This window comes from Maritalea mobilis (genome assembly GCF_004363175.1).
GTDB classification, from domain to species: domain Bacteria; phylum Pseudomonadota; class Alphaproteobacteria; order Rhizobiales; family Devosiaceae; genus Maritalea; species Maritalea mobilis.
Genome location: NZ_SNYR01000003.1, coordinates 329,320 through 341,245, shown reverse-complemented (window position 1 = coordinate 341,245; position 11,926 = coordinate 329,320). Strand labels below are relative to the sequence as shown.

At 49.4% G+C, this 11,926-nt stretch carries 16 protein-coding genes; 2 read left to right on the top strand and 14 right to left on the bottom strand.

Features of this window, described 5'->3' with window-relative positions:
* Window positions 1–6: 6 nt before the first annotated feature.
* The 10 genes from ATL17_RS14350 to ATL17_RS14305 all read right to left on the bottom strand — a co-directional run bounded on the left by ATL17_RS14350 (window position 7) and on the right by ATL17_RS14305 (window position 7,642).
* Window positions 7–1,413 (bottom strand): nicotinate phosphoribosyltransferase, encoded by a 1,407-nt coding sequence (locus ATL17_RS14350; RefSeq protein ID WP_133573505.1) that lies wholly within the window; start codon window positions 1,411–1,413, stop codon window positions 7–9.
* Between the two features lie 228 nt (window positions 1,414–1,641).
* Window positions 1,642–2,184, bottom strand: coding sequence for a fasciclin domain-containing protein (locus ATL17_RS14345; RefSeq protein WP_133573504.1), 543 nt, complete (start codon window positions 2,182–2,184; stop codon window positions 1,642–1,644).
* Between the two features lie 280 nt (window positions 2,185–2,464).
* On the bottom strand, window positions 2,465–3,010 hold the full coding sequence (msrB, locus tag ATL17_RS14340) for a peptide-methionine (R)-S-oxide reductase MsrB (RefSeq protein WP_133573503.1): 546 nt from the start codon (window positions 3,008–3,010) through the stop codon (window positions 2,465–2,467).
* 68 nt (window positions 3,011–3,078) lie between these two features.
* Window positions 3,079–3,651, bottom strand: a complete 573-nt coding sequence (locus ATL17_RS14335) for a fasciclin domain-containing protein (protein ID WP_166639053.1) — start codon at window positions 3,649–3,651, stop codon at window positions 3,079–3,081.
* A gap of 164 nt (window positions 3,652–3,815) precedes the next feature.
* Entirely contained in the window at window positions 3,816–4,187 is a 372-nt protein-coding gene (locus ATL17_RS14330) for an RNHCP domain-containing protein (RefSeq protein ID WP_133573502.1), read from the bottom strand.
* Window positions 4,188–4,502: 315 nt separating this feature from the next.
* Window positions 4,503–5,237: an anti-sigma factor gene (locus ATL17_RS14325; protein ID WP_133573501.1), complete on the bottom strand. Its 735-nt coding sequence runs from the start codon at window positions 5,235–5,237 to the stop codon at window positions 4,503–4,505.
* Window positions 5,227–5,793, bottom strand: coding sequence for a sigma-70 family RNA polymerase sigma factor (locus tag ATL17_RS14320; RefSeq protein ID WP_133573500.1), 567 nt, complete (start codon window positions 5,791–5,793; stop codon window positions 5,227–5,229). The genes ATL17_RS14325 and ATL17_RS14320 overlap by 11 nt, the downstream gene beginning before the upstream one ends.
* Window positions 5,794–5,876: 83 nt before the next feature.
* The gene (locus ATL17_RS14315) at window positions 5,877–6,254 is read right to left on the bottom strand and encodes a helix-turn-helix domain-containing protein (RefSeq protein ID WP_133573499.1); all 378 of its coding nucleotides are present in this window, start codon (window positions 6,252–6,254) and stop codon (window positions 5,877–5,879) included.
* Window positions 6,251–6,892, bottom strand: a complete 642-nt coding sequence (locus ATL17_RS14310; RefSeq protein WP_133573498.1) for a Smr/MutS family protein — start codon at window positions 6,890–6,892, stop codon at window positions 6,251–6,253. The genes ATL17_RS14315 and ATL17_RS14310 overlap by 4 nt, the downstream gene beginning before the upstream one ends.
* 3 nt (window positions 6,893–6,895) lie before the next feature.
* Complete coding sequence (locus ATL17_RS14305; protein WP_133573497.1) at window positions 6,896–7,642, bottom strand: Tim44/TimA family putative adaptor protein; 747 nt, start codon at window positions 7,640–7,642, stop codon at window positions 6,896–6,898.
* A gap of 147 nt (window positions 7,643–7,789) precedes the next feature.
* On the opposite strand from ATL17_RS14305, the gene ATL17_RS14300 reads away from it, so the two are divergent.
* Together ATL17_RS14300 and secB are read left to right on the top strand one after the other, a co-directional pair.
* Window positions 7,790–8,266 (top strand): FxsA family protein, encoded by a 477-nt coding sequence (locus ATL17_RS14300; RefSeq protein WP_133573496.1) that lies wholly within the window; start codon window positions 7,790–7,792, stop codon window positions 8,264–8,266.
* Window positions 8,267–8,348: 82 nt separating this feature from the next.
* Window positions 8,349–8,843 (top strand): protein-export chaperone SecB, encoded by a 495-nt coding sequence (gene secB, locus ATL17_RS14295; RefSeq protein ID WP_133573495.1) that lies wholly within the window; start codon window positions 8,349–8,351, stop codon window positions 8,841–8,843.
* A 6-nt stretch (window positions 8,844–8,849) separates the two neighbouring features.
* Here secB and dnaQ read toward each other — a convergent pair whose 3' ends face one another.
* The 4 genes from dnaQ to ATL17_RS14275 are packed head-to-tail and all read right to left on the bottom strand — an operon-like array spanning window position 8,850 to window position 11,621.
* Window positions 8,850–9,545, bottom strand: a complete 696-nt coding sequence (dnaQ, locus tag ATL17_RS14290) for a DNA polymerase III subunit epsilon (RefSeq protein ID WP_425462431.1) — start codon at window positions 9,543–9,545, stop codon at window positions 8,850–8,852.
* A gap of 36 nt (window positions 9,546–9,581) precedes the next feature.
* Complete coding sequence (gene coaE / locus ATL17_RS14285) at window positions 9,582–10,196, bottom strand: dephospho-CoA kinase (RefSeq protein ID WP_133573493.1); 615 nt, start codon at window positions 10,194–10,196, stop codon at window positions 9,582–9,584.
* Complete coding sequence (locus ATL17_RS14280) at window positions 10,189–11,028, bottom strand: shikimate dehydrogenase (protein WP_133573492.1); 840 nt, start codon at window positions 11,026–11,028, stop codon at window positions 10,189–10,191. Before ATL17_RS14280 ends, coaE begins: the two co-directional genes overlap by 8 nt.
* Window positions 11,025–11,621 (bottom strand): Maf family nucleotide pyrophosphatase, encoded by a 597-nt coding sequence (locus tag ATL17_RS14275; protein WP_133573491.1) that lies wholly within the window; start codon window positions 11,619–11,621, stop codon window positions 11,025–11,027. The genes ATL17_RS14280 and ATL17_RS14275 overlap by 4 nt, the downstream gene beginning before the upstream one ends.
* Window positions 11,622–11,926 lie beyond the last annotated feature (305 nt).

Here is an 11,926-nt window from a genome sequence, read left to right as displayed (position 1 = left end):
GCTTTTTTATGATGTTTCTTCTGCCTGTTGCCGCACTTCGGTGAAGCTAAGATGGGTGATTTGCGGCACACCCTGTTCCAACCAATAAACTCGCTTGAGCATATTTTCAGAGTCGGCGATTTGTTCAGGCAAAATGGTTTTGGCCACCAATTGCCCCTGCTCCTCAAACACCCCTTGAATACCCCGCTTTGAGGTTTTCTTTTTGTCGGTTTTGGGCTCTTTATAAATGGGCTGAATGTCGCCATTGCGCTCAATGGCGCAGGCTTTCATGGCGAATTGGTAGCTGTCGCGCGATACGGCCTGCAACAGGCCACCGCCCATGCCAAAGGCCACATTGTCCACGGCCCAGCCCTTCTCGATCATTGCGTCGAGAATATCTTTGAGGCTGTTGAGATAGATGCCATCGCCCTGGATAACGCGCACATGCGGGTCCAGCACCTTAAAGCCTTTGCTGTTGGTGCTATAGCCGAATTTGTCGCCTAGAACCTCAAGAGTTTGGCAGACAATTTCAACCGGATCGCCGCTATCTGGCCGAACCACGAGCGTGCCGTCACGCGCCAAAACCTGCTCTTTCAGCTCGTCGCCCCAGATATTTTCCAGCGCGTTGAACAGATCATAGCTGTCAGACACCACCGCCACGAGACCTTGGGGGAACTTCTCTAACATATTGGCGTAGGCGTCTTTTTCCCCTGCCCGGCCCCAACTGGTCATGGTTGAATGTTCGGCGGCGGGGATGGAAAAGCCTGCCATAAAGTGCGGATCGTCACCGCCATAATATTGGCGGGCCATGGGCAGGGCTGACACTGTGTCTGTGCCTTGGAAATTGACCAGATGGGCCAAACCGCCAATTTGCGCTGTTTCTTGAGAAGACGCACCGCGCGCACCAAAATCATGCAGCTTAAAGGGCAATTGACCTGTCACATCGTCTGAAGATTTTTCCAGCGCCGCTTTGATCTGCTGTTTGATCAGAAACGAATTGGTGGCCACGGTTGTGGGATACCAAACGCCGCGCAAAATGGCGGTTTCCAGATAAGAGGTGAGCCAAGCACATTTAGGATCTGTGTTGTAAATCAGCGCCAGTGGCACGCTGGTTTTGGTGACAGTGCCTTCCTTCAACGCATTGATAGCGATCGGCATATAGCCGTTATGCTTTTCTAAAATATAGGCCCAACCCTCGCGATGAAACGGCAGGCCATGGGCAGTGAAAATCTCTTCTGCCTCATCAATATCTTCAGCCGTGATTGGCGTGGTCAGATAGGATTTGATGAACATTTGCAGCCCGAAAAACAACAGATCATGATCCTTTGGGCCGCGGGCCTCAATATAGGAATAAACGGTCGTTACGCCTTCGGGATATTGCAAAAAATGTGACGCTTTATAGCTGTCGGTATTGAGAATAGGGTTGGTGCGCATAGGACAATTCGCATCTGGAGAAAATTTGCCTCACCATAGCGAATAATTTTTGCCGTGCAATCAAGGGCGTGCACTTTCACTTGTGGCAAATGGCGCAGCGAGAAAAGAAAAGCGCCCTGAAGGGCGATCAGGGCGCTTCCATTGCCATTGTCAGCAGACTTATGGATGGGGAAGAAAGGTTGGCTTAAATCACTTAAGCCAACCGGAGACTGACAAGGCGATATAAGCTTATTTTGGCACCAAAACAGCGTTCACCACGTGGATCACACCATTGGTTTGCTCAAGGTCTGCTGCGGTGACTTGGCCAGCATTGCCGTTTTCGTCGATGATGAACACATTGCCGTCACGCACTTCAGCTTTGAGCATGTCGCCGCTTACAGTTTCGAACTCATATGAACCGCCATTATCTTCAATGGCTTTCAACAGATCAGCTGCACGCACATCGCCAGCCACAACGTGGGCGGTCAATACTTTCGTCAACTGGTCTTTATTTTCTGGCTCCAACAATGTTTCCACTGTGCCTTCAGGCAAAGCAGCAAATGCATCATTTGTTGGGGCAAAAACAGTGAATGGGCCGTCACCTTGCAATGTTTCAACAAGGCCAGCGGCTTGCACAGCAGCCACCAAAGTGGTGTGTGCTTCAGAAGCGATTGCTGTTTCAACAATGTTCATTTTCGCGCCGTGACCGTCTGCCAAAGCAGGGGCAGCGGCGAAGCCGATTGAAGCAGCAACAAAAAGGGCAGATGACGTCTTAAGGATAGATTTTAGCATGATGTTCTCTCCAAGATTAAAACTATCCGTTGGCCAACGGTCAGCAGAGAAACGCGCTGGTTTTTGAATCCGATCAGTTGGATTTGATAACGTTTTTGTGAGCTTTAGATTCAATGACTTAGCTAGGGAACTTTGACAGCTCGAATATTTTTCAAGCCAGATTTTTCCACTCTAAATGACAAAAAAGCCAGGTTCGGGGCGCGAACCTGGCTCTTGGGGGTCATATGGATGATCTAAGATCAGCTTGCTTGGAGGATGACAATAACCCCTTTGACCGCCGCTAAGCGGCTTTGAAATTCAGGGCGATGCCATTTAAGCAATGGCGCTTGCCTGTTGGTTTTGGTCCATCATCAAAAATGTGGCCCAAATGCCCGCCACAGCGGCTGCAATGCACTTCCGTGCGGGTCATGAATAATTTGTTGTCGGGCTTGGTGCCGATGGCCGCTTCATCCACCGGAGCCCAAAAGCTTGGCCAACCGGTGCCGCTATCATATTTGGTTTCAGACGGATAAACCGCTTGGTCGCACCCGGCACAATGATAAATGCCTTCTCGCTTTTCCTCTAACAAATCAGAGGTGTAAGCCCGTTCCGTTTGTTCTTCGCGCAGCACCTTATATTCATTTTCGGTCAGAATGTTTTTCCATTCTTCCGGGGTGCGCGAAATTTCAAAATCGCCTTGATCATTGGCTGTGGCTTCGTCGCCTGCGCGCCAGAAATATGTGCCAGTGCCTACGCCAGCCACCGCAAATGCCCCCACGCTCAGCCCAATCTTTTTCAAAAATCCGCGACGATTATTGCTTTGATCTTGTTTGGTTTCACTAGACATTTGCCAATCTCCCTTTGGGGTCGAAATATCGGGCTGGCCCGAAGGCCAACCCAACGCTCACGATAAGCTTATTTTGGAACCAATACTGAGTTTACAACGTGGATCACGCCGTTTGATTGGTTCACGTCAGCAATGGTCACTTTAGCGGCATTGCCGTTTTCGTCGATGATGTACACATTGCCATCATTGATTTGAGCTGACAGAGCGTCGCCGCTCACTGCTGTGAAGTTATATGTGCCGCCATTGTCTTCGATCATTTTCATCAAATCAGCGGCTTTAATGTCGCCTGCAACCACGTGTGCGGTCAGCACTTTGGTCAACATGTCTTTGTTTTCAGGCTTCAACAGTGTTTCAACTGTGCCTTCTGGCAAATCTTCAAACGCAGCATTGGTTGGCGCGAACACAGTGAATGGGCCTTCGCCTTGCAATGTTTCAACAAGACCAGCAGCTTTCACAGCAGCCACCAATGTGGTGTGATCTTTTGAGTTCACAGCGTTTTCAACGATGTTTTTATCAGCATACATTGGCGCGCCACCCACCATTGGGTTTTCGTCCATTGCAAAGCCAGCACCAGCTGACGCAAAACCGATTGACGCTGCAACAAATGCTGCTGATGATGTTTTCAAAATTGTCTTAAGCATGATGTACCTCTCCGTTTTTATGATCACCCTTATTGAAGGGTTACTGCAGATACGGGGGCGTTTTCAGCTTTGTTTCAAAAAGCGCATATTTTTTTGAACTTTTTTGAAAAATCGTTTTATTTCAGTAGGATATTGGCCGATAAAATTTCACCGGCCAATAGGTCTCACATCAATTTAATCATGAGATCGATGCAATCTGGCTGCACCGTATCTTCCGCAATCTTGTTCATTTGGATATGACCACACAACAAACAGGCATGTTTAAGTTGCCAGCCCTTCTTCTTGTGCCTCACCAAGCCAATTGGTTTCATCAGGCCTTCACAAATGTTGCGTCTGTCGCCCGGTTTCAGGTCCACATGCTTTGAATATAGGCAATGTGGACAATGATTGCGGTAGCTCCCATTGGAAAGCGGGGCAACTTGCTGCTGACAATACTCGCATTGAAAGCAGGTATTTTCTGAATTTCTCGCCACTTCTGACTCCTTGTTTCGAATTTCGAAATCAAGGAGCAGGGTTCCGTTTGTTTTTACCGCCATTAGCTGGCGGCTCTAGGCTTGTTGAGGGAGGGACAAATTCGCCGCTTGGCCATCGCGGCTACTTTCAGTTCCTGCTTGTGGGATTCTTGCTCTTAATGTCTCCCACTCGAAGTCACTCGCTTGCGGGCAAGTGCCACTGATAAGTGTCGATCTCAACTCACTAGCTGGAAAGGCACCGTCCCCTGTCAGCGTGCGTGATTACATAAATATCCCATCATCTCTCCTAGGTTGATTTGTTAGACGTCGAAAGAATGCACAAAAAAACCGGGACGGTACAGGCCCGACCCGGTTTGAATTTTTGCGATGTTGTTGCGCTTAGATGGTGCGCAGTTGGCCGGTGGCGATCACGGGGCCGGTTGGCAAGCCGGTGGGTGAGCCACCCAGCGGCTCTACTGAGATTGCAAATGTTGCGCCTTCGCCCAATTGTTCGAGGATCGCTTGGTCAATTTGCAGATCAGCGCTGCCCTGTGCTTCCACTAATGCCAATGAGATTGGGTTGCCCTCGGCGGGCACCAACCACAATTCATGATCATGTTCGGTGCTGGCCTGCATGTTGGTGAGCACAGTCATCCGCCCTTCCTCACGGTTTAGGCGGGCCACCATGGCGGGGCCTGCGCCCTCAGCCGTTAATGTGGCAACCAGATCTTGCGTAACTGGCGCGGTTTGTGGCGTTGTGAGCGGATTGCCGTAAATCAGCAAGGCCAGTGCGATGGCTGCAAGGGCACTGGTGCCAAAGCTGAGGCTGCGCCATAGGTTGACGCTTTGCCACCAAGCCGCGAAACCTTTGGCTTGCGCTGGCGCTTCAACCAAGCCCAAGCGATTTTCGATTTGGCTCCACACAGCCGGTGATGGCATTTGCGGTTCCACATCATCCAACATGGGGGTGAGCCGCGATGTCCATCCATCCACCTCATGGCGAAAGCTGACATTCTGATCATAAAGCATGGTGGCCTGCGCGTGCTCATCTTTATCCAGCACGCCCATGGCGAATTCGGCCGCCAGCCATCGCTCTTTTTCGTTCAGATCAGTTGTATTCACGCTATTGCTCATTTCCCAAACATTCCTTTAGCGACAGAAGTGAGCGCCTTATCCATGTTTTCACTGTGTTAATTGGCACTTTTAACTCATCCGCCGCCTGCTGATAAGACCAGCCGCCCAAATAGGTGCGGCGCACACATTGGGCATGATCTTTCTTCAATTGTTCAAGACACAGATCAATCTGCTTGGTCACTTGGCCAGAGATTGTGTGTTGCTCGGGCGTTGGATCTTGATCGGGCAGATCAAAATGATCATCAATTTGCTCGGTGGGTTTGCCCCGCGCCCGCACTCGATCAATCGCCTGATTGCGCACAATCGTTGAAAGCCATGCCACCGGTGTTGCCCGCCCCATTGCGTAACGATCGGCCTTTTGCCAGATCTTCACAAAGGCATCCTGCAGCACATCTTCTGCTTCTTGCTTGTCTCTTAAGATACGGAAACAAACGCCAAAAAGTTTCGGCGCCATCAAAGAATATAGTTCTTCAAATGATTTTTTGTCGCCAAGAGCGGTGCGACCTATAAGGAATTCGAGCGTTTCGGCGCTAATCTTGCGGTGCGCATCATTCATTTAATATCACCTTTGGCCCAATGGAACTTGGATTTTAAAAAGGGCTAGTACAGTTTACGCAGCGTTGCGCATTATGGATGAAATTATTTTTTCGCACGAGCGCGGGCGCCGCGCTGTTCAACTTCTTGAATAAGAAAATCTAAGTCTGTTTGTTCCAAAGAACTGATATTTTGCGCCAGCTTGTTCGACAATTCGGTGGCTTTTGGATCAAGGCCCGCCGTGTCGAGCGTGATTTTTGGATCTGACAAATCTGCCAGGCGCTGCAATTCCTCAGCTTCATCCCAAATCACGTTAAAATAGGAAATGATGCGTTGCAACATGTACCAGGTTGGTTTGCCCCGATGGCCATGCTCAAGCGCAGAAAGATATGCGCTCGACACATTTAAATCTGCCGCCATTTGCTTGAGCGTGATTTTCCGATCACGTCGCATTTGGCGCATTTTGGCACCTAATGGGGTCATTTCGGATTCCGTTTCAACCTAATATAGAGCGCACCCTCCCCGCCATGGGATTGGCCGGCCCCTTCTGTGCCTGCAATCATGCTGCGCAGATGCGGTTCTTCCAGCCATTGGGGTACACGATAGCGCAACACGCCCTTTTGCTCAAATTGGGCAAAATCCGTGCGGCGCACGCCCTTGCCGGTAATCACCAGCAAGTTGCGCAATCCACGGGCATATGCGCTGGCCACAAAATGGCTCAACGCGCCGTGGGCTTCATGCTGGCGCATGCCGTGCAAATCCAAAGTCGCGTCAATTGACAGGCGGCCACGGCTTAGGCGCCGCTTGGTTTTCGGGTCGATGCGTTTTTCGCTGACCTTACTGCGCACCACTGAATTGATGTGCGGCTGTGCGTTTATTTGCTGTTGTGGGGTGTGCGGCACCAGCGGCGCCCATTCCCGCTTGCCAGTCAAATTTGTCGCTGCACTGGATTTAAGATTGTGAGCGGTGCTTTTCAGCTCAGTCTGTTTGGCTTCGGGCGGGGTTAATTTGCGCAAAGATTGCAGCTTTTCTGGCTTAAGGGGTGACACGGACCGTGTGACCTCGGTCCATAAATGCCAATCCCCCATATCCTGAGCTGATTTTTTGCCCCGCCGCGCCATGGATCAGTCCAACTGATCAGTGCGCACCAATTTCCAGTTTGGATCGCGTGATTTTACAGGCCGTGCAAAGGTCCACTCGTCAGCAATATCCATGATGGCTTCCAAATCGCCTTCAACAACTTCGCCGGATTTGTCGCGCACGGCGCTGACCACTTGGGCGCGATAATCGATGGTGACCAAGGCATCTTTGCCTTCAAATTCCACATCAACAATGTCGACATTTTTAAAGCCAACAAAGGTGAACTGGTTGGTTTGGCCCTGTGCTTCACGCTCATTAATGGCTTTTTCAAACTCATCATAAATTGAGCGATCAAGCAGCATTTTCAAGGTTTTCTTGTCACCTTGGGCAAAAGCCACCACAATCATTTCATAGGCTGAGATGGCACCATCCAAAAATTGCTTTGGTGAGAAATCGCGGTCCAGATCGCTCAATTCTTGCAGCCCTTTGGCCACTGTTGGGCGATCTTTGGCAATCCGCTCAATCTCAGCTTCAATTTTCAAGCGCCGCTTTTGCGCATCCAATTGCGGACGTGAAGGCGAATCACGACGGCCCAGATCAATCACATTGCCAGCATCTTTTTCGCGGGCACTTTCAGTGTCAGGCGCATTGTCTTTTTCATTTTTATTGTCTTGCTGGTAAGGCGGGCGCTCATGTCCGGTGCGCGTGCCCAAAACGGACCGCAGCCGGAAAAGCACAACCACAGCAATAATCAAAAAGATAAGGGTGGTTGGATCTAGAAAGTCTTGCATATCTGCCTCATCATGCGCGGATGCGCGCTCGCAATTTCATTATTTCTCCCTATATATATGTCAACATACGCTTATGGCCAGCTTTGAGACCATTGATTGGTCAAAGAAATGTCATTTTGTCACATGAGCCATTGAAAAGGAGTTGCTTTGTCTCGGATTTTATTTGCCCTGTTTGTGGTGGTTCCCATCATTGAGATTGCCATTTTTGTCGCCTTAGGCGGATTGATTGGCTTTTGGTGGACCATGGGCGGCATTGTGTTCACGGCTATTTTGGGCTCCTTTTTGCTGCGGCAGCAAGGCATGTCAGTTTTGTTTTCCATTCAAAACAAACTCAATGCAGGCGGCTTTCCCGCCCAAGAGATTGTTGACGGGGTGATGTTGGCCATTGCGGGTGCTTTGTTGCTGACCCCCGGCTTTTTCACCGATGCGGTGGGCTTTTCGCTGTTTGTGCCTCAAGTGCGGCATTTTCTTTTTGCTGAATTGCGCAAGCGCGTGAAAATTGTGTCTGCCAGTTCTTATCAAAGCCAATATCATTCAGGTTTTTCTGATCCACACCGTACGCGCGATGAAGATGGCGTGATCGATTTTGACGATGAAGATTGGCGTGACGATAAGCGCGGATAGAAGGGTTTTTTGGCTTCTTGTCGTGTGGCAGGAAAAGTGATAGCCACAGGGGCAAAGAATTCTAATCAAAATGGGCAGGAACATGGCCGAAGAAGAAAATAAGACACCCGCTGGTGATCAACCCACTCCATCACTCAACATTGTTGGGCAGTATATTAAGGATTTGAGCTTTGAAAATCCGAATGCACCAGCTTCATTGAGTGCTGGCAGCGCGCCGCAAATTAGCATTTCGATCAATGTGGGCGCTCAAAAGCAGCAGGATGAGCTTTACGCTGTCGAATTGACCATCAATGCCAAAGCAGAACGTGACGACAAAGTATTGTTCAATGTTGAGTTGGTTTATGGCGGTTTGTTTGCGATTAAAAACTTCCCTGAAAACCAATTGCACCCGCTGGTGATGATTGAGTGTCCACGCTTGATTTTCCCATTTGCGCGTCAATTGTTGGCAACCGTCACACAATCTGGTGGTTTCCCACCATTGTTGATGGAACCTGTAGATTTCTCTTCAATCTATCGTCAAAATTTGGAAGCAGCGGCCGCTCAACAGCAGGCCAATGGCGAAGCCAAGCCAAATTAATTTGGTTTAGCGCCAATATTTGGCCCAAAGCGCCTCTTCATTCATTTGAAGCACAAAATCTTTGTGGCGCTGAATTTGATCTTGGGTCAAACGAGATGGTAAAGGGGTCGGGCGTTGCCGCGCGGCCTCTTTTTTTATGGTCACGCCTTCATTCTGGCTTTCAGTTTGCGCGGCGAGTGACAGGCCCACCTGGCGCCCCCCCAACAGCTCAAGATAAACTTCAGCCAAAATTTCACTATCGAGCAAGGCGCCGTGCAAAGTGCGGCGGGTGTTATCAATGCCATAATGGCGGCAGAGCGCATCCAGATTCACCCGGGCGCCGGGGTGCTTTTTGCGCGCCAGCATCACAGTATCGATCACTTCATTTTCAAGCCGCCGCTTTTTCGCCCATTCCAGTTCGGCCTGCAAAAATCCCATATCAAATGGCGCGTTGTGAATGACCAGCACCGAATCAGCGACAAATTCGAGAAAATCGTCGGCGACATCTTGGAAAAGCGGTTTATCGGCCAGAAATTCATTGCCCAGCCCGTGCACCCGAAACGCTTCTTCCGGCATATCCCGCTCTGGATTGCAATAAACGTGATAATTATTGCCTGTGGGGATGTGGTTGATCAGCTCAACACACCCAATTTCAACCAGCCGATCGCCCGTAGCCGGGTTTAGGCCTGTTGTTTCCGTATCCAAGACAATTTCGCGTTTCACTAGCAACTTCCAATATGATGCGGTGTTGCGGCTATTTTAGTGGGCTTTGGCGGCCAAACAAGCTTTGATGATCTCATCCACAGCCGATTGCGTTTGCATCTGGTCGGTGCCGGTATCAATTTCAAAATCGGCACGGGCGCGTTTTTCATGTTGCGGCATTTGCCGGGCAATAATGGCGTCGAGTTTTTCTTCGGTCATGCCCGGGCGTGCCAGTGCACGTTGTTTTTGAATTTCGGGATCGCAAAAGGTCACGGCGACAAAATCGGTGGGATAATTCTTGCCTGTTTCAAATAGAAGCGGGATTTCCAGAATGGCCAATTCTTCTTTATCCTCGGCAGCTTGATCCAAAAATTTATGCATTTTTTGCTGCACCATTGGGTGGATAAGTGCTTCTAATTTGGCCAAATTTTCAGCATTGCCGACCACTTGTTTTGACAGCGCAGCCCGATCAATTTTGCCGTTGATGATCGCCTCGGGGAAAAGCTCGCGCATGGGCGCCACGGCTTCACCTTCATATAGCTCATGCACCGCCTTATCCGCATCATAGATGGGGATATCGCGCTTGGCGAACATGCCTGCAACGGTGGATTTTCCTGTCGCAATGGAGCCGGTGAGACCCAGAACAATTGGCTTTTGAGCTGTGTTAGCCATTTTCAATCTCCGCCAACATATAATCCATCAATGCCTGATCCACCTCAGGCTTTTGCCCGAACCAGATTTCAAAACCTGGAACCGCCTGATGCAGCAACATGCCCAGACCTGTGGCAATATTTAACCCGCGATCTTTCGCGTCTTGCAGCAATGGCGTCATCAGCGGGGTATAAACAATGTCTGTGACAATCGCTGTTTCGGGCAATTTATGCACATCCAATTGCTCAAACTTTGATCCATGCATGCCGATGGAACTTGTGTTGACCACGAAGTCCGCATCTGCAGCCAATTCATTAAATTTATCAAGTGTTTGCGGTATGATCGGTCCGTCAAATTCTTGTGCCAATTGTTCAGCACGGGCGAGGGTGCGGTTAAGCAAATAGATGGTTTTGAACCCTTTATCCACAAGCGCTGACAAGATGGCCCGCGCGGCACCGCCTGCACCCAGAATGATCGCACATCCTTTATGACGATCCCATTGGGGCAATTGATGGTCAAGATTGGCTAAAAAGCCATACCCATCAGTATTGTCGCCGCATATTTTGCCATTTTCGGCCCACACGGTGTTCACAGCGCCAATTTTTTTTGCCGTTTCGGTGTGCCGATCACACAGGTTAAACGCTAATTGTTTGTGGGGAATGGTGACATTACCACCGCGCATTTCGCCATTGCGCACCTGCTCAATCAGTTCCGGCAAATTATTCTCATCCGTCTCAATTGCCGTATAAGTGCCTGAAATATTGTATTTTTTCAGCCAATAGCCGTGCAAAAGTGGGGATTTAGAATGTTTTACCGGATTGCCCGTTACAAAGGCTTTTGGCGAGGTGCTCATGATAGGGCTCCTACGTCTCGAAGGGCTTTAAGCAAGGGCAAGAGGGGCAAGCCCAATACGGTGAAATAATCGCCATCCACTTTTTCAAACAATTGCACGCTTGGCCCTTCTAATTGATAGCCGCCGGCGCACTGCAACAATTCATCACCGGCGATTTTGATCACTTTTTCCAGCTCATCATCTGTGAAATTTCGCATGGTGAGTTTTACCGTCTGGCTGGTTTCGGCCAAAATCTCATTGTTTTTCGCAATAATTGCAGCACTGACCAGGCTGTGGGTTTTGCCGCGCATCATTTTCAGCTGTTCGCGCAGATGTGCGCCGTCGCGCGGCTTATGTAGCGGCGTTTGGCCCAGCATGATGGTTTGGTCCGCACCAATGACAAAATAATCCGGATGTTTTTGCGCAACGGCAAATGCTTTTGCCGCCGCCAAATGGGCGGTGCGGGACTTTTGATCCAGTTTTGACAATTGATTATTCCGTTCAATTGCGCGTTCATCCACATGGGCAGGGACAATATCAAAATTGAGCCCAGAATTACGCAACATTTGCACTCTTGAGACGCTTTTCGAAGCTAAAATAATATTATTTTTCATATATTTAACTAGTTATCCCCGCTGGCTTGTGGGTAAATTATTCAAGCCGCTCACAATCCGCTCTCCAATGGTTTTACACCCGGTTTTTTCACCGCTTGCTTGAATTTCATGCACAGCTTTTGCCATGGTTAAAAAAGGCTTAAGGAAAATGTGGATTTCGGGCATAAGACTCCTTATCCAAAACAGTACCCGATTTGCACACAGCTTTTCCACTAGTTATGCAGTAACCAATAATTAACCGTTAATCCTTTGTTAACGGGCAAAATTTACGTTTCGTTAACTTTTTGATCGTGGACAGGCGAAAA